19 protein-coding genes and 1 pseudogene are annotated in these 17390 nt (G+C 49.1%); 10 read left to right on the top strand and 10 right to left on the bottom strand.

Annotated features, from left to right (window positions below; translation table 11 throughout):
- Positions 1-24 precede the first annotated feature (24 nt).
- From ACO0K2_RS17060 to ACO0K2_RS17050, 3 genes are read left to right on the top strand one after another with little or no spacing between them, the layout of a single operon-like run.
- A complete protein-coding gene (locus ACO0K2_RS17060; protein WP_423021022.1) occupies positions 25-279 on the top strand; it encodes a hypothetical protein in 255 nt (84 codons plus the stop codon).
- A 21-nt stretch (positions 280-300) separates the two neighbouring features.
- Positions 301-513, top strand: coding sequence for a hypothetical protein (locus ACO0K2_RS17055; protein WP_423021020.1), 213 nt, complete (start codon positions 301-303; stop codon positions 511-513).
- Positions 506-1033 carry a hypothetical protein gene (locus tag ACO0K2_RS17050; RefSeq protein WP_423021018.1) on the top strand — a complete coding sequence of 176 codons (528 nt, stop codon included), beginning with the start codon at positions 506-508 and terminating at the stop codon, positions 1031-1033. The genes ACO0K2_RS17055 and ACO0K2_RS17050 overlap by 8 nt, the downstream gene beginning before the upstream one ends.
- An 8-nt stretch (positions 1034-1041) precedes the next feature.
- On the opposite strand, the gene ACO0K2_RS17045 is transcribed toward ACO0K2_RS17050, so the two are convergent.
- A complete protein-coding gene (locus ACO0K2_RS17045) occupies positions 1042-1608 on the bottom strand; it encodes a hypothetical protein (protein ID WP_423021016.1) in 567 nt (188 codons plus the stop codon).
- Between the two features lie 149 nt (positions 1609-1757).
- On the opposite strand from ACO0K2_RS17045, the gene ACO0K2_RS17040 reads away from it, so the two are divergent.
- The gene (locus ACO0K2_RS17040) at positions 1758-2087 is read left to right on the top strand and encodes a hypothetical protein (RefSeq protein ID WP_423021014.1); all 330 of its coding nucleotides are present in this window, start codon (positions 1758-1760) and stop codon (positions 2085-2087) included.
- 353 nt (positions 2088-2440) lie between these two features.
- On the opposite strand, the gene ACO0K2_RS17035 is transcribed toward ACO0K2_RS17040, so the two are convergent.
- Positions 2441-3115: a peroxiredoxin-like family protein gene (locus ACO0K2_RS17035; protein WP_423021012.1), complete on the bottom strand. Its 675-nt coding sequence runs from the start codon at positions 3113-3115 to the stop codon at positions 2441-2443.
- Positions 3116-3292: 177 nt separating this feature from the next.
- On the opposite strand from ACO0K2_RS17035, the pseudogene ACO0K2_RS17030 reads away from it, so the two are divergent.
- Positions 3293-3409 (top strand): annotated as a pseudogene (locus ACO0K2_RS17030) (DUF1348 domain-containing protein); the annotation flags it as partial.
- Between the two features lie 189 nt (positions 3410-3598).
- Positions 3599-4825 carry an NADH:flavin oxidoreductase/NADH oxidase family protein gene (locus ACO0K2_RS17025; protein ID WP_423021010.1) on the top strand — a complete coding sequence of 409 codons (1227 nt, stop codon included), beginning with the start codon at positions 3599-3601 and terminating at the stop codon, positions 4823-4825.
- A gap of 75 nt (positions 4826-4900) precedes the next feature.
- Here ACO0K2_RS17025 and ACO0K2_RS17020 read toward each other — a convergent pair whose 3' ends face one another.
- The 4 genes from ACO0K2_RS17020 to ACO0K2_RS17005 form a co-directional block, all read right to left on the bottom strand.
- Positions 4901-7576 carry a GNAT family N-acetyltransferase gene (locus tag ACO0K2_RS17020; RefSeq protein WP_423021008.1) on the bottom strand — a complete coding sequence of 892 codons (2676 nt, stop codon included), beginning with the start codon at positions 7574-7576 and terminating at the stop codon, positions 4901-4903.
- Positions 7577-7599: 23 nt separating this feature from the next.
- Positions 7600-8526 carry a histone deacetylase family protein gene (locus ACO0K2_RS17015; RefSeq protein ID WP_423021006.1) on the bottom strand — a complete coding sequence of 309 codons (927 nt, stop codon included), beginning with the start codon at positions 8524-8526 and terminating at the stop codon, positions 7600-7602.
- A gap of 206 nt (positions 8527-8732) precedes the next feature.
- On the bottom strand, positions 8733-10133 hold the full coding sequence (locus tag ACO0K2_RS17010; protein ID WP_423021004.1) for an ATP-binding protein: 1401 nt from the start codon (positions 10131-10133) through the stop codon (positions 8733-8735).
- Positions 10134-10136: 3 nt separating this feature from the next.
- Positions 10137-10826: a response regulator gene (locus ACO0K2_RS17005; RefSeq protein ID WP_423021002.1), complete on the bottom strand. Its 690-nt coding sequence runs from the start codon at positions 10824-10826 to the stop codon at positions 10137-10139.
- 254 nt (positions 10827-11080) lie between these two features.
- On the opposite strand from ACO0K2_RS17005, the gene ACO0K2_RS17000 reads away from it, so the two are divergent.
- From ACO0K2_RS17000 to ACO0K2_RS16990, 3 genes are all read left to right on the top strand, one after another.
- Complete coding sequence (locus ACO0K2_RS17000) at positions 11081-11686, top strand: Spy/CpxP family protein refolding chaperone (protein WP_423021000.1); 606 nt, start codon at positions 11081-11083, stop codon at positions 11684-11686.
- A gap of 222 nt (positions 11687-11908) precedes the next feature.
- Positions 11909-12430: a hypothetical protein gene (locus ACO0K2_RS16995; protein WP_423020998.1), complete on the top strand. Its 522-nt coding sequence runs from the start codon at positions 11909-11911 to the stop codon at positions 12428-12430.
- 261 nt (positions 12431-12691) lie between these two features.
- Positions 12692-13132, top strand: coding sequence for a ProQ/FINO family protein (locus tag ACO0K2_RS16990; protein ID WP_423020996.1), 441 nt, complete (start codon positions 12692-12694; stop codon positions 13130-13132).
- A 104-nt stretch (positions 13133-13236) separates the two neighbouring features.
- Here ACO0K2_RS16990 and ACO0K2_RS16985 read toward each other — a convergent pair whose 3' ends face one another.
- From ACO0K2_RS16985 to ACO0K2_RS16975, 3 genes are all read right to left on the bottom strand, one after another.
- Positions 13237-13626: an energy transducer TonB gene (locus tag ACO0K2_RS16985; RefSeq protein ID WP_423020994.1), complete on the bottom strand. Its 390-nt coding sequence runs from the start codon at positions 13624-13626 to the stop codon at positions 13237-13239.
- Positions 13627-14006: 380 nt separating this feature from the next.
- Positions 14007-14723, bottom strand: a complete 717-nt coding sequence (locus ACO0K2_RS16980) for a substrate-binding periplasmic protein (protein ID WP_423021033.1) — start codon at positions 14721-14723, stop codon at positions 14007-14009.
- Positions 14724-15118: 395 nt separating this feature from the next.
- Complete coding sequence (locus tag ACO0K2_RS16975) at positions 15119-15901, bottom strand: 3-hydroxybutyrate dehydrogenase (protein WP_423020992.1); 783 nt, start codon at positions 15899-15901, stop codon at positions 15119-15121.
- A gap of 89 nt (positions 15902-15990) precedes the next feature.
- Here ACO0K2_RS16975 and ACO0K2_RS16970 point away from each other — a divergent pair, with 89 nt between their 5' ends.
- Positions 15991-16164 carry a hypothetical protein gene (locus ACO0K2_RS16970; protein WP_423020990.1) on the top strand — a complete coding sequence of 58 codons (174 nt, stop codon included), beginning with the start codon at positions 15991-15993 and terminating at the stop codon, positions 16162-16164.
- Here the strand turns inward: ACO0K2_RS16970 and ACO0K2_RS16965 are convergent.
- Entirely contained in the window at positions 16139-17245 is a 1107-nt protein-coding gene (locus ACO0K2_RS16965; protein ID WP_423020988.1) for a patatin-like phospholipase family protein, read from the bottom strand. The two genes, ACO0K2_RS16970 and ACO0K2_RS16965, sit on opposite strands and share 26 nt — an antisense overlap.
- Positions 17246-17390 lie beyond the last annotated feature (145 nt).

Below are 17390 nucleotides of genomic sequence, written 5' to 3'. Positions count from 1 at the left end.
ATTAAATAATTTTTGGGAGTAACGATGTTTGATTCATTGAAAAGCGTTTTGTTTAGCGCAATCACAGAGAACGATGGGAAGTCAGCTTGCCCGTTCCGAATTGCTGGACTTGCTTTGTCGGGAGGTGGGATACCGACTTTTCTGCTCAGTTCTGCATACACAACATTCAAAAATGGAGCGTTCGATCCAATTCAGTTTGCTACATCGTTTTCATTAATGATGGGTGGGCTCGCTGTATTGGCTGGTGGCGTGGCACTTAAAGCAAAGACAGATACGTAAACTTAAGGGGGGGGGAACATTATGAAAACCGATTTCAAGAAGTTGGCACAAGAAGGACGCTCTTTTATCACTGGTGCTGTGGTGGCAGTCGCAATTTCTGCTGCAACGTTTATCCCAGTGGATCGCCTCATCATTGCTTGGGGCGCGTTCGCGATTGGGCTCATTGCTGGCACGATCGCTTACACCCTAATCGACATTGAGGAAGACATCGGCGATGGGGATAACAATGCTTGATATCACCGGAATATATGCGCGGCTTGCGGGTCTCGGCGTTGCAATCCTTCTACTGCTGTGCGGAGCTTGGTATTGTCATCACCTTGGGTACCAGTCTGGATCCAAAGATGTGCAACAAGTATTCGATCAGTACAAAGCCGCTGAAAACCAAGTGGAACTCGCCGCGATCGCCAAGCGCAACGCTGAAAACCAAGCATTAGCTACGGCGCAAGCAGAGACTAATCAAATCATCAAAAAGGGGTATTCAAATGAAATTACGCATAACAATGCTTTGCATAGCGCTGTGCTTAACAGCTTGCGCGACACCAACGCCAGTGGTCAAGGTCGCAGATCTGCCACAACCGCCCAAGCCAGCAGTGCCACAGGTACTAATGAAACCAATGCCGGAACCTGGATACTTTCAGACGCAGGGCTGCAAGATTTATTCTCTCTCCTGCAACGAGCAGATGAAGTAAGCGCCCAGTGCAGGGCGCTCCAAAAATTTGATGCTGGCAATGGTTTGGCAGAGGTTGAGAATTAGATCAACAATCAATGCCAATTTTCGAAATTGAGAAATTTACCAAATTTTTGCCTACATCCGATTTTTGCCTCATGATTCATCCAAGCCGTTAGCTGACTGAGATTATCAATGTCTTCTGGCTCTACAACATTATTGTTTTCGATCGCACGCGTTCCTATGTCAGCGATTTCCTTCTCTTTTTTCAAAATTAGACCGATATACTCTTTTATTTCCTCGCCAAACAAAAAAGCAGCTTGTGGAGATGAGTTGCTTAGTTCTCTCGAACTTTCAGCGTCAACTTTAAAAGATGCAGCTGATGAAAGTACAGTCCAAGATAATTTAAATATTTCGTACCTTCTTTCAAAGAGGTCAAAGTTTAATTTTGATTTGGCTACCATATGTTGGCGGTAGGCTATCACTGCGGCAATCGCGGCAATGATAGCCGTAGGAATCGCTTTTAATAACTCAAAGCACGCACTTCCATTTTTGCATTGCTCACTAACAATGTTAAAAACCTCAAAAACAGCAAAAATTCCTATCACGCAGCACAGGAGCAGTGCAAGCAATCCAATTGGCTTAAATAACTTATCAAGCATGACCTTAATCCTTTAAGTTTACATGTTGAAATTATTGTACTGCATGTAATTTAGCTATTTTGATAATTGTAGTATTCAGAAATTTTGATGTTTCTTTGTTTAGTTTACGATATCCTCACAGATACTGATTGCATATACAGTATTTTAAAATGAAGCTTCATATCTTAAAAATGCGCAAGAACGGCATCGTTATTCCCAAGAGGCACTTATTCGACCGATTTAATAGTGGTGCCGTTGGAGAATTGGAGATCGGCGAGTCAAGCGACCAAGGTTTGCATAGGATCGTCAAACGGGCAAAATTCACCCGAGGTCAGCATTCGGACATTCTTTTCGACGTCACCATGCAATGGATGGAGGGCGATCGGTTTGTGCTTTCTGGATTTGAAAGGAGCGTTACGCCATTGGGCGAGGTTGAATATGCGCAATCATGGCTTTGCATCATGGGTGACGTGCCAGAAGTGCCTCACCCTGCGCGTTAAAACACTAACGGATGCATGGCCGAAATAGTGCTAAAATTTTCCAACGGCACCCCGCAAACCCGCATGGCTACGTGGGGTAAATTTTTTCACCGTTGGAAAATCCAAGCATTAAAATCGTTAATTCATGCGGGTTTCGGCGTAGTTTCGTCTTGGATTGTGATTCCTGTTGTCGTGGGTTCGAGCCCCATCGTCCACCCCATTGAATTCAAAGAAAAAGCGCACTTTTTAGTGCGCTTTTTCTTTTTCACATGATCGTTTCAAGCACAGCGTCCGGTCATGACAAACTGATTGCACAAATCAACACAAATCAACCCGATTCAACGCAATTCCTCTTTTCCATCGGTCGATGGATTTCAACCTATTTCAAGCGCAGGCACTTGCCCTGATAAATTGCGCAACGTAGCAATAATCTCTGCGGGTTCTAGACGAGTTCGATAATCGACATCGACGAATGCGAGGGCGACCGTACCATTTTGCGCGATGACAAATGTGGCAGGGAGTGGCAACACCCAATCGTTCACGCCGTTGATGTCTGGCAGGGCATGCCCTAATCGCGTATAGATGGGGCGAAGCTCGTCGGCGAGATCGAAGGCGATGCCGAATGCTTTTGCGGTCAAGGATCCGGCATCACTCAAGACTGAAAATGCGAGGGCGTTCTTTTCTGCGGTAGACAGGCTCTCGTCAGGGGATTGCGGAGAAATTGCAACGAGTGTTGCGCCTAGCTCCTTGATTGCGGGTAAGGCACGTTGCAGGGCCCGTAATTCGAGATTGCAATAAGGGCACCAGCCGCCACGATAAAAGCTCACTACGACGGGGCCGTTTTTTAATAGATCTGCGAGGTGCACTTCCTTGCCATGGACGTCCGGCAAACGAAAATCCGGAGTCTGATCCCCGATCTTGATGGCGCGTCCGACGATGCCGGAGGCATGTAATTCCTGATCAGCGCGCATCATGGCTTCTCTGATCTCTGGTGGTGCTTTACCCATAAATTCAGCTTTGCGCGCAGCGAGTTCTTCTTTCAGTGACATAGTAAATTTCCTTTCCGTTGTTTCATCGTGTGTCGCTTAGGGGGGGGAGTCAGGTCAGTGTCGCCCATTCCCTTTCATTTTAGTAGTAGGGTGGAATGCATAACATTCATTCCAGTTGGGAATGAATGGTGGTCTGAAGAGGCGCGCCCAAGAGCAACGGTCTGAATGTGACGTTGCAAGAAGCGGTTTGCCAGCATCAATGACCTCGCAATCACGGCGGAGGAGCGTCTATTTCATTGGCCACAGGGGCGGCGTCCGGACGATCATCCTGGATTGAGTGATTTGGGATTGTAAGCGCTGCCTAATCGCGCTTGATTCTCTGTAATGCCTCCTTTGGCGAGTTACTTTCATCAAATATCGATGGATCGCAATGTCGATACTGCGCATGGTTGATTTCGTTGAAGCATGTCGAGTATTTGAGGTATTGACATTCAACTTCACTTTAAGCTTAAGCTAACAAGTAAATTAACTACGGAGTGTCTGATGAATTACGCCGAACCTTTACTTTTGCCGAATGGCGCGTCGATCCCCAATCGCATTGCGAAGGCTGCGATGGAAGAAAATATGGCTGACGCTGATCATGCACCTTCTGCCTCTTTGATCCGTTTGTATGATCAATGGGCAGCAGGACAGGTTGGTTTGATTATTACTGGCAATGTCATGGTGGACGCGCGGGCGATGACGGGTCCTGGTGGGGTGGTGTTGGAAAATACACGGTACCTCGACCGTTTTACTGCGTGGTCGCAAGCTGCGCGGAAGCATGGTGCCCAAGTGTGGATGCAGATTAATCATCCTGGTCGACAGATGCAAAGCGCCCTACGTCAAACGACGATTGCACCCTCAGCGGTCGCGTTGGATCTCGGTGCAATGTCGAAACATTTTTCTGTGCCGCGTGAGATGACGGAGGACGATATTGCCGATGTGCGACGTCGCTTTGTGCAGGCGGCAACACTCGCCGAGAAGGCGGGCTTTACTGGGGTTCAGATTCATGCAGCCCATGGCTATTTGCTAAGCCAGTTCTTATCGCCGTTAAGTAATCAAAGGCAAGATCAATGGGGTGGAACATTAGAAAATCGCGCACGCTTGTTGCTTGCTATTGTGCGTGAAGTGAGGGCAAACGTATCGCCCAGTTTTGCCGTGTCAGTAAAATTGAATTCAGCGGATTTTCAGCGGGGTGGATTTGCTCCGGAGGACGCACGCCAAGTGATTCAATGGCTCAATGATTGCGAGGTCGATCTGGTGGAGCTTTCTGGAGGAAGTTACGAAGCGCCCGCCATGCAAGGTACGGCGAGAGATGGGCGAACCTTAGCACGCGAAGCTTATTTTTTAGAGTTTGCGAAAGAGATGTTGTCGACTGCACGGATGCCACTGATGGTAACAGGCGGTATTCGTAGCGCACAGGTTGCTACGCAGGTTATTGCTTCGGGTGTATCGATGGTCGGAATTGCGACCGCGCTGGCGATTGATCCACAGTTGCCAGCACGGTGGATGCGTGGTGAGCAAGTCGCGCCGGCCTTGCCACCCATTACCTGGAAAAATAAGCCGTTGGCCTCCTTGGCGATGATGGCTGTCGTGAAGTTTCAGTTGATGCGTTTAAGTCGCGGTCAGCCAACGAAACCTGCGGTATCGCCGCTACGCGCTTTCATCCTGCAGCAATTCAATGATCTCGTCAAAGCACGACGTTATCGCCACTGGATTGCGACGTTGTAAGGTGCCGTTTTACATGATCAAGCAAGCCTGTTTTGAACAATGACGTGCTTGCTTGATTGGTGATATGCCTTTCGTTTAAAGCTGCCTGACACAGAGTTTCAGATCTGGATCTTCTTCATAAATCTGAATCTTGAAATCAAGACTGCGCATGAGTTTGAGCATGCCCGCATTTTTCGCTAACACGAGACCTTCCATCGTGGCTAATCCTTTACTACGAGCGACATCAATAATGGATTGCATCATGCGTGAGCCGAGCCCCTGACCATTGAATTCATCCGCGACGAGCAAAGAGAATTCACAACTGCTTTTGTCGGGGTTCGTGACATAGCGCGACACCGCGATAATGCGTTCGGTGACGTCGATGCTGCCGTCGGGATTGGTATTTCGTTCGCGATAAATCGCCACCATCGCCATTTCTCTGTCGTAGTCAATGAGGGTAAATCGCGCCAACATACGTTCTGGTAATTCCCGCATGGTCGAAATAAAGCGGAAATAGCGGCTCTCAGGAGAAAGATTACGCACAAGGGTTTGTAACATATCGGCATCATGCGGATGGAGAGGTCTGACGGTATAACGATTGCCATCCCGCATAGGCCACTCAGATTCCTGATCGGATGGGTAGGGCAAAATCGCCAAATGTTCGTGATGGCGTGTTGGCGCATGCTGCTCAATTACAATGCGCGCATCAACGACGACAGCGCCCGTTTCATCCAAAATCAAAGGATTAATATCCATCTCACGCAATTGTGGCAGAGCGCACACCATCTCTGACACGCGGAGCAATATCCGTTCGAGTGCATCGCGATCTGTCGCTGGTGCCCCGCGCCATGCCTCTAGCATTTCTGCTGAACGTACGCGGTCGATTAAGCGGTGCGCTAAGAATTGATTGAGTGGCGGCAGTTCGAGAGCGCGATCCGCAATGACCTCAATCATCGTGCCGCCCGCACCAAAAGAGATGACGGGGCCGAATTGCTCGTCAGTTCTTACCCCAATGTACAGCTCCCTGCCGTTCGGTTTGCCAGACATGTTTTGTACGGTAATACCGTTGATCGTGGCATCGGGTTTGAGGCGCGTAACGGCGGCCATCATTTCTATCCAAGTGTCACGCACACCCGTGGCATGGTTGATATTGAGAGCGACGCCGCGCACCTCGGATTTATGAACGATATCCGAAGAATCAATTTTGAGCGCGATGGGGTAGCCGAGTTGATTAGCGACCAAAATCGCTTCATTGGCAGAGCGTGCCAAAATGGTTTTTGTCACTGGAATATGAAAGGAGGAAAGCAATGCTTTGGACTCCATTTCTGTTAATACTTTTCGGCGCTCCGTGAGAATATTCTCGATCAAAATCCGCGCGCCTTCGATATCGGGTTTAGCGAGTTCTGATAACGATGAAGGGACTTGGTGCAGTAGTTGCTGATTTTGATAAAACGAGGCGATATTGTGAAATGCATCTACCGCGGCTTCCGGTGTTCTATACGTTGGAATCGATGCGTTATTGAGGATGCTGCGACCCGATGCAACGAGGTCGTCGCCCATCCAACAGGTAATGAGTGGCTTGTTGATCTTCGGCTGCAATGTCGCCAATGTCTCGGAGACACGATCAATATCGAGATGGGGCTTGGGTGAGAGGAGAACCAAAATACCATCAATCTGTGGGCTATTCGCGCAAGCTTCGATGGCAAGCCGATAATGCGTCGCATCAGCGCTTTCATCGAGGTCCAATATATCCTGTACATTCGCTAAAGGAGATAGCTGTGATTGCAGCGCCGTAGCTGCTTCCGTGGATAATGTCCCCACATTCAGTTTGACTTCATGCACCCAATCTGCCGCCATCATTGCGGGGCCGCCACCATTGGAAATAATCGCAAGTCGACCGCCGACCGGCAAATTGCGGGCAGACAGGCATTTGACCGCAGAAAAAAGTTGAACAAAAGTTTGAACGCGGACCGCACCTGCCCGTTTTAATGCCGCATCAAACACATCATCGCTGGCAACCATCGCGCCGTTATGGGTTGACGTCGCGTGTGATCCTCCGTGATGCCGTCCCGCTTTGAGGATGATGACGGGCTTTGCAACGGCTGCGGCGCGTAGTGCACTCATAAAGCTGCGTGCATTTTTTACGCCTTCGAGATAAACAACGATGCTGTGGGTGCTGTTGTCTTCGGCTAAGAAGTCGAGTACTTGAGCGATATCGACGGCGGTATGGGCGCCAAGAGAAATGACCGCAGAAAAACCGACGCCATTTGAACTCGCCCAGTCGAGGATAGATGTTGTGACTGAACCGGATTGTGAAACAAGGGCGGTCGCTCCTTTTTGTGTCATGCGACCAAGAATACTGGCATTGAGTTGTCGGTTAGGGCGTTGAAATCCCATGCAGTTGGGGCCTAATAACAGCATCCCATAGCCTGAAGCGATGTCATGCAAACGCTTGGCGAGATCCGCACGAACACCACTGGAGATCATCATGGCCGCCTTGCAGTGGATACTCCCCGCGACTTCGAGTGCGGCGGACAATTGCTCTTCTGGAAGGGCTATGATTGCCAGATCCACTCTTGATTTCACGAGATCGCTGAGTGTACCGCTGGTGTTGATATCGAGATAGGTGAGTGGGCCAGTAAATCCGCCTTGTTTGAAATGTTCTACCAGCAACTGAGCATGAACCGTTGCTGGGGATGAGTCCGCATCGCATCCTGCAAAAATCACAATTGAGCGAGGGGAAAACAAGGGGCTGAGATAGTGCTTATCCATGACGACTCCGATGACCAATTCAGTTAATCTGCACCAATGAGTACTCTGACATGCGCCGCGACGCTTCGTGCCAGTGGTGACATAACATAACCTCCTTCGAGGCAAGACACAATGCGTCCTTGTGCATGACGCTTAGCGATACCCACAATCTGTTGTGTCACCCACGCAAAATCCGCTTCAGTGAGGCCGAGATTGCCCATGTCGTCTTCGCGGTGTCCGTCGAACCCTGCGGAGATAAAGAGCATTTCTGGTTGGAAGGCGTCTAATGCCGGAATCCAACGTTGTTCAATCGCTGCTCGAAACTCTTTTCCACCAACGCGAGCGGGAAGGCCGACGTTGATCATATTCGGTCCTTTCGGAATGTCGCCAGAGAATGGATAGATGTTTTTTTCGAAACTAGAACACATTAAAACACGAGGGTCATTGCATAAAATATCTTCACTGCCGTTGCCGTGATGGACGTCAAAATCGATCAGTGCTACACGTTGTAAGCCATAGACATCCAGCGCATGGCGGATTGCGACAGCGACATTGTTGAAAAAACAGAAGCCACCAGCGGCACGATACTCTGCATGATGGCCAGGCGGACGGATATTGCAAAAGGCGACTTTCGCGTCCTCGCCGAGTACTAAGTCGGTTGCCATAATTGCCGCACCCGCCGCTCTCAATGCGGCGCGATACGTGTGAGGATTCATTTGCGTATCAGGATCAACGTGCACATAGCCTTCGGTCGGGGATAGTGCTGCAAGGCGATGGATATAGTCAAGATCATGCGCTCTTGCCAATTGTTCCTCGGTCGCCAATGGTGCGTCGTGAGGCGCCATAAATTGCAGTAAGCCAGTGACGAGTAACTGGTCTTTAATGGCACCAATTCGTTCGGGCGATTCGGGATGCTGTTCCCCCATCTCATGCTTCGTACAGTCATTGTGTGAAATATAGACGGCTAACATCGGCATCCTTCTGGCAAAAAGAGGAGGGGCTCGGTTGAGCGGATTATTTCATTGTATAAGCGCAAAACGGGGATTCATTGAAGCAAATCAAGCTTGGCTTGATCTGTTGTCTGCTCGACAAAAAAGAAGGTGTTTGTTGGTGGAACACCACACCCCATGCGAATGGCATCGATCGCATGGGGAGGTTCTAAATCAGTGATAAACGGCTACAGCAAGGGTATTTGTATTGTCACTACCAGCCCGCCCTCAGGAAGGTTACTTGCTGTGATCGTTCCTCGGTGTGCCTCAATAATGCGACGGGTAATCGCTAGTCCTAGACCATGTCCTGTGTTTTGGCTGGTCTGGGTGCAGCGGAAAAATGGTTCGAAAATCGTTGCGAGTTCTTCCTCAGGTACGCCTGGTCCATGGTCGCTGATACTGACTTGCCATACCCGTGTTGATGTCTCAGGCAATACAGTCATCGCGGAGGCGATGTTGACGGGGAGGTCGTTTTTACTGTGTTTTAAGGCGTTTCGTGTGACGTTTTCTAGCGCGCGATGTAACAATTCGGCATCGCCCCGCACCGTACCGGAGGAATCACCAATCAACGTGATGGTTTGTCCTGTCGCATGCGCCTCAAAACGTGCGTCTTCAAGCACATCGCTCATTAACTCATCAATATTGACGATTTCTTCGCGTGGCGTTTGCGCACCCGCTTCTAGTTTGGAAAGTGTCAGCAACTCTTCGACGAGTTTGTCCATGCGCGCACATTCTTGTTCGATGCGTGTGAGAGAGGTATCGACTTTTTCGGGTTGCTGGCGCACGAGTCCAATGGCGACTTGCAGGCGTGCTAACGGAGAGCGCAATTCATGAGAAACATCGTGGAGTAGTCTTCGTTGACCATCCAGCAAGATCGACAAGCGTTTGACCATGGCATCAAAATCACGTCCGAGATCATTGAGTTCATCTCGGCGCGTGCCCATCGTTGATCCAAGGTTGGCATTGAGATTGCCGTTAGCGACTTCTTCGAAGGCGTTCTTGAGTTGTTTGATGGGCTTTGAAAAATACCATGCTAGCAGCGCAGCGGAAAGGAGGCTGCATAGAATAGCCGAGCCCATCGGAAAGTAGGGCAGGAAAAAATCATTATGCGGCGAGCCTGGTGGTGGCCCGCGATGCTGATGCGCCTCCTCTGGCGGATTGAGTGCAGGAGGAGGGGGCGCATCGTCTGGATTAAAAGCCGGTGAAAATAAGAGATAGTGGGTGCCTTCCTTTGAGATGACTTCACGCGTCGTCGACTCATGATCGTCATTGATCAACTGGCGCGCCTGATGAATCATCTCGGCACTGATTTTTCTGTGGAATAACTCTGTATTGTCATCCCCGACGGCGAAAATGGGGTGGCGTGGATCTCCATCGCTCAGTAAGGTTTGTAGCGCCTCTACGCCACCGAATTGCAATGTCGCGGCGGCAGCTTTGGTTCTGAATGCGGCGGGTGGGCTTTGATCGAGTTGTGATGAGGTACCTTGATGGCGAAAATGTTTGAGCCAGAGCGTGCCGCCGATACCGAGCGTGGCAATGATCTGTACCACAATCGTCAAGATAAAAATTTTCCAAAACAGGCGGCCCACGGTTTACTCCTTGATGTATTGATAGCCAAGCCGATAAACGGTTTGGATGCAGGAGCGACCGTCCGCCAACGTTCCGAGTTTCTGGCGCAGGCTACTGAGGTGGACATCGATATTGCGATCAAATCTGTTTAGTGGACGTCCTAAACCTTGTAAAGATAATTCTGCTTTACTGACTGGGTGTCCGGCGTGACGCACGAGCACCTCTAACAGGTTGAACTCTGTACTGGTGAGTTCGATGGGATTTCCGGCCCACGTTGCGGTTCGCTTTTCTGGCCACACACTGAGTGCGTTGACGACGATTGGAGAGGTGCTGCTCACGTCGTTTGGCGCTTGGCGGGTACGGCGAAGGATCGCTCGTACTCTGGCGGTCAACTCACGCGGTGTGCATGGTTTGGGGACATAATCGTCGGCGCCCAATTCCAGTCCAATGATGCGGTCTGTATCGTCGCCGCGTGCGGTCAGTAGCAGAATCGGAAGCTGGCTCTTCGTGCGAATACGGCGCAGTGTTTCAAGTCCATTGAGACGCGGCATCATGACATCCAGAATGGCGATGTCGTAGGCACCACTGAGCGCTTCACGCGTGCCTGATTCGCCGTCATTGACACCAGTGACGCCAAAGCCTTCTTGTTCTAAATATTCTTTGAGCATTGCCAGTAGTTCTGCATCGTCATCAATGAGCAGTATCTGATTCATTCTTTTTTCCATGGTGGTGTTATTGCCGCCATATGTTGTCCGTTTTGCGGGTGACAATGGGGGAGTGTGAACATGATCGTTACTGTACCAATCTTTTTGCTTGAAGTTCATTAATTCATTCTATCTTTACCTAAATTTACCTTGGTTTAACGGCAATTAACGCCCCATAGGACGACAATCTGGTCATACGGTTTGATCGTCGGATTTGCCTGATGCCGTATTGACACCTTACTATTGAATGAATGGAGTGAAGAATGAAAGCAATGAAAATGTTATTGACCAATGCCTTGCTTGTTGCAGGACTTGCTGCGGGGCTGCCAGTATTCGCCCAAGTCAATGCGTCGTTCGATCATGCTCAGCCACCTTGCGCGCCAGCCATGCCCGCTATGCCAGGTATGCCGGGCGGTAATGATGCCCACCGCATGCCGCCTATGATGGGAGACCATGGAGAGGGTCCAGGTCCGCAGCACATGGATGGTCCGCCACCGATGCATGCGATGCCCATGATGGATGCGGGTATTCCTCCGTTTTTGCATGCGCTCAAACTCAGTGAGGCACAAGAGGATAAAATTTTTGCGATCATGCACGCCGTTGAGCCAGTGTTCCATGAACAACATAAAGTGGCGAAGAAGAATGCTGATGCGATCCACGAGATGATTGAAGGCAATGTGCAATATGACGAGTCGAAATTGAAATCGCTGGCCGATGCAGAGGCGCGTGCGATGGCGCAAATCAAGGTCGCCCACGCTTCAACGATGCATCAAATATCCTTAGTACTGACACCTGAGCAGCGGACGCAATTGCAGTCCATGAAAAACGAACATGCGCAAGGTGCTGGACCGAAGCCATCGATGCACTAAGGATTGATTGGATTGCCGGAGAGGTAGCGGTGGTCTTAACGGATCTTTACATCAATTTACATGAAAAGATGTCTAGTTTTGCTGCAATGCACCGTTACCTTATCAGGTGTCCAGATGGTCTTGTCTGGCTTTAGTGTGGTGGATGGTGATGCTTGCCTATCATCTTCGCCACAATCATTGAATGGCGAACGATGATGGTTCGCTATCGAAAGGAGTGCAATCATGGTCTCGGCGATTGGATCGGTCAGTTCTTCGTCTTATTCTTCTTCTACAGGTCAGTCCAGTTCTGCGGCGCAACTTGCGGCCCTAGAAGCAAAGTTAGAGGCTTATCAGAAGGAATTAAAAAAACAGGAAGCGGCAGCCACAGGAAATTCGTCCTCTAGCAGCGCAACACAGACATTGAATTCTGAGATTGCTTCTGTCGAGGCGCAAATCGCGCAATTGAGCTCTTCAAGCTCTTCCTCAAGTTCCTCCTCCAGTTCGTCGTCGGCATCGTCGGATAGTTCATCGAACAATGCAAGAGGCATATCGTCTACGTCGGCGACGAGCGGAACGTCGAGTACCGATGCGCAGAATGCGTTGTCATCGACATCAACAACATCAGAGACGAGTAATACCCGCAGTTCGACGAGTACCAGCGCAAGTACAAGTACGAGTACAAGTCAGACGACCGATGCCGAGCGGATTGCGGCAAACAAGGCGCGACAGTCGATGCTGGGAAATGTCGTCGACGTGATTGTGTGACGGAGTATATGGGTATCGATTGGAATGATTTAGTTGTTAATTTGCCTATTTTGCGTTGACGTATTGTTGTCAATTTTATCCACTGTTTTTGTGGATAACTTTGTCAAAAGTGAGGCCCAGCCTCGCTCTCCTCGGAGGTGTTAAAAAATAGGCAGCCTTGCCTGAGGCGTCTTTGAGCAACAACGGACGCACATCATTTAGAGGTGCACAGCGACGCGTATGTTATGCTAGAGGACTTTGTGAAATTCTCCTTTTATATTCATGCAAACTACAAGTAAGTCTATTCCGGTCACAGCAGCGCAAGCTTTGTTAAAAACCCTAAAAGATGCATTCCCAGTGTTTTTAAATAGTGAACCTTTGTCTATTGGCATTGATAAGCAGATCATTGCAAAGATGCCCGATGTAGATCGGAAAGTATTGCGCATGACGCTCTCGTATCACACGAAGTCAACACGCTATTTGCAAAAGCTCTCGAAGGCCGAAACGCGTTTTGATCTTGATGGTAATGCGACAGACTCCCTCAACGATACACATCGCGCCTATGCGGTGACCATGTTGAGAGAACGCGCGCAAAAAAATGCCGCCCGAATCAAAGAGCAGGCGGCATTAGAGCGTCAGAAGAAAGCCGAAGCGGAAGAAGCTGAAAACGCAAAAAAACGCGCAGAGAAATTGAATCAACTGGCAATGAAATTTGCAAAGTAACGAGGATTTCATTGGGGGCGACTCGTCGTTGCCTTCAGCTCGCATCTTTTGATGCGATGAATCTAGCCTTACCCCCAAAAGCGACTCATGCGGAGTCGCTTTTTTTATAACGGTACTTCTAGGTTAAGGTCGAACAAATAATCCATCTTGCATGGGTTGCCATCACAACGTCCCGGTTTGAATTTGGTCGAAACGAGGATGCTTGCAACCGCCTTTGCTGTATCTAATGTTGGAAACTGTAAAAAACGAACACTTTCCGCTTCGCCATTGGTGTCGATTAAAACGAGCAGTCGCACATTCCCTTCATTTTCACGTCGCAAGTTCATGCGCGCTAATTTTTTTAAAACCGGTGCTAAGCCATACAGGGGGAAGGGTGGCTCATCATTTGCTTGCATATCGCCATAAGGCGCACGTAAGAGCGCCTTGTCGGCATCACTCAGATCTTCATATTTTTTGTAAATATTAATTCTGCTTTTCCCAACTTGATGCAGCATATTAGACCCAATTTCAGGTCTTTCTGACATTAAACGGTGTGATGGGTCTGTATCTTGTGCGTTGGCGGCACTGCTAAGGCCCAAAAGTGCGCAAATAATCAACGAATGTTTCATTTTTATTGTGATGAATCGAGTCGGTTAAAAATGGATGGGAGTTGTTTCTCTGATCACGTAAACCTTCACGTCATCATGTAATGATGATAATTATTTAATACTTTCTTTGCAAATAAATATCAGGAAATTCTGCTAACGCTGGTGAAATTGTCGCAATTTGGTACGTTGATGCCGAGCGGAGGTCCGCGTCTCGGAAGATTGCTTATGCCAAGTGCTTTAGGGGTGTAGGGACCGTCAACCACGTTATTCTTCATTGGCCTGCGCGCTTAGCTACCTTTTCTTAGTGCTTCATTGATTTTTTTGATGAGGCTGTCGTCGACCATTTTGCTGCAGTAAAGATGACGAGATTTGCCGTCGGGGGCATCTTTAAATTGTTTGACGATGAGATCATTTCCGTGGGAACCCAGTTGTTTGATCAGATATTCAGCCTCAAAAGGCGTGAACATCGCTCCGTCGACGATACCCAGATGCACTTGTCGTATTCTCTCCAAGCTGTTGTCATAGGGTCTGAGAATCGTTGCTTTTGCCTCTTTCAATATGGCGTCAACATCCGCGCCATACGAATAGCCATTGCGAAGTATCAGGGAAAATGAGGGGTTGGCAAGGAGATCAACGAGACGATCTGTTGTCGTCACTTTCGTATTGTTAGCGCGAATGACAATGGACTGCGGTTGGCTGTGGGTCAACGGCAAACTATATTTCCCCATTCGTGCACGTTCAGCCGTCCAATACAATCCTACTGCACAAGCGGGTTCAGTGTTGTTGCTGATGAGTGCCGTCTGTCGTGCGACCGGTGCTTCTGATAAGTTGACGGTGATGCCAGCACTTTTTAACGCTGCGCTAGCTAGTAATCCCTCTGCTCCGGCGAGTTCCCCGTTGTTGACTTCCATATAAGGGGCTCTGTTTTCGTAGTAGAGTTTTATAGGGGGAAAGGAGCTTTCCGAGGCATAAGAGACTGCGATGAAGCACAGAAGTGACGACATGAAACCAGTACTCAATACAGCATGCTTTGTCGTGAGCATTTTCTGTTTTGTTAAACGCACAAGCATTGCCAAATCCACCTTCAGAACAGAATTCCGTCATTGTCTCACCAGAAAATGTCGCCTCGACATCTGGAATCACCAGCGTAGCTTTTTCGACAGTGGATGGATGTCATCCACGTTATTCGACGCTCTCTTTTTTTACAAAGTGTAAAACGCACTGACGCCAAAATTCTGAATTTCACATTGTTTATCACTTTTGTCTTTAATTAGTCATATCAAAATGGAATGGTGATGGAGATGATCATGTCAGGATGTTCATGTGCGCTGCAAAAAAAACGCAGCGATGATTCGCTGCGTTCTCAGGGCTGACCTTCTGCTGCTTTGCGTTGAATATTTTATTGCATGTGCCAACCGTGGCTGACGGTGATCGATTGTCCTGTCAGTGCGTTTGTTCCAAATGCTGCCAAGAAAACGGCTGTCTGTGCCACATCTTGTACCGTGGTGAACTCGCCGTCGACCGTTTCTTTGAGCATAATGTTTTTAATCACTTCGGCTTCTGTAATTCCAAACTCTTTCGCTTGCTCTGGAATTTGTTTGTCGACTAATGGTGTGCGGACAAAGCCAGGGCAGATGACATTGGAGCGGATATTGTTTTTTGCACCTTCTTTAGCGACGACTTTCGCAAGGCCAAGCAAACCGTGCTTTGCAGCGACGTAGGGTGCCTTGAGTGGAGACGCTTGGTGTGAGTGCACCGAACCCATGTAAATCACACTGCCGCCTTTGCCGCTCGCGATCATTGCGCGCATACAGGCACGTGTTGTGAGGAATGCGCCATCGAGATGAATGGCGAGCATTTTTTTCCAATGATCGAGGCTCAGTTCAACGATAGGGCTGATGATCTGGATACCTGCATTACTAATGAGGATGTCGATCGTGCCATAGGCGGCAACGGCATCGGCGACGCCTTGATCGACTTGTGCTTCGTCCGTCACATTCATCGCCACTGCCATCGCCGTGCCGCCTGATTGTTCAATTTCTTTCGCAGTCGCCTGCGCCGCGTCGAGTGCTAAATCAGCGATAACAATCTTCGCGCCTTGCTTGGCATATTCAATCGCAATTTCTTTACCAATACCGCTGGCCGCGCCAGTGATGAGAGCAATTTTATCTTTGAGTAACATGAACATTCCTTTACTTGGTTGGGACGAGGTAATTGTGTACTACCTTACCATAGGGTAGGGTAAGATCGGCTAAAAAGTGGACTGCGGAAATGACTTCCAGCACGGGTAATTTTGCGACGGTAGCGGACGATCAAATTTTCGCGATCCGTCGATCGATAGGGGGACGGTGGAAATGCCAGGTGCTGGAACGGCATAGCAAAGGCGTTGCTGCGGATGTCAACTTCGGTCATGCTTATACTACTCCTGAGGCAGTTCGTGAATGATTAGACCCGCGTGCGGTGGCATTGGTTGTAGCCATGATTTGTGACGTAAGGCGCGTTTGCAATCGTGGACGCCAGATGCCCAGCGCGTCTGGATCGTGCTGGCGCTGAAATCGACGTCTTTAAAATAATGATCGTCCGGTAGTGCTTTCATGATCAAATTCACGACATTGATCGTATGCTCGCAGCCCATCGCGATGAGAGGTTTGAGGTTTTTGTCTTTGCGTTTAGCGTCGGGTAATTGCTCTGAGAGGGCGCGGATTGCCCGTTGTAGATCATGAATTTTCTGGTAGGCCAATAATTGTTCCTTTGAGCGGCTTGCGTACTGAATATTTTTGTAGCGTGCCATCGCTTCAGCAATCGATCCGGGCCGGGTTTCTGTGGGGTCCCAGAGGTCAATCATGAAGCACAATGCATCTTTGTTATTGCCTTCTTCAAGGAAAATTTCTAGCGGGGAGTTGGAATACACGCCGCCATCCCAATACGCGCGACCATCAATTTCGACGGGCGGAAAACCAGGCGGCAGCGCGCCGCTCGCCATAATATGCTCAGGAAGAATGACTTGCTTGCTGCTATCAAAGACAGCGCTTTGCCCATCATCAAGGTCAACTGCACACACACTTAAACGCACATCCCCTTTGTTTAAATAATCGAAGTCGACGTATTTTTCGAGAGTCGCTTTGAGTGGTGATGTGTCATAAAAACCAATTTGGTTTAAGGGGACTTTTGTGTTGATATTGAGTGCCGCACCTGGCCTTGGTTTGAAAAAGCCATCAACGCCATTGATCATCGTTTCGACAGTATTGATGGTGCTGTTGACGTCGAGCCATGGCGTGAAGGACGGCCAGAAGCTCGCTCGATGCGTCGCATTTGGCGCGAGGCTATCCCAGAATGCGCGCAACTGCATCAGTCTTTTTTCAGGCGGATTGCCAGCGATGAGTGCGCCGTTAATGGCACCGATCGATGTGCCAATCACCCATTCGATGGGGGTGTGATGCTCATGTAATTCCTGATAAACACCTGCTTGATAAGCGCCAAGTGCGCCGCCTCCTTGCAAGATAAGTACCGTACTTTGATGCGTCATGCTGTCCTTTCGGGGGTGTACCTGATGTTAATCATCGGAAGTGTGCAATCAAACTTGATACAGATATTAACTGAAACTTGCCATTAAAGTATGACTAAGGTGTGACGACTCGGTGGTAATCGGTGACGTGTTTTACCGTTCTCTG

This window comes from Undibacterium sp. MH2W, assembly GCF_049340215.1.
Taxonomy (GTDB): Bacteria; Pseudomonadota; Gammaproteobacteria; order Burkholderiales; family Burkholderiaceae_D; genus Undibacterium.
This window is presented reverse-complemented; position numbering and strand designations above follow the sequence as displayed.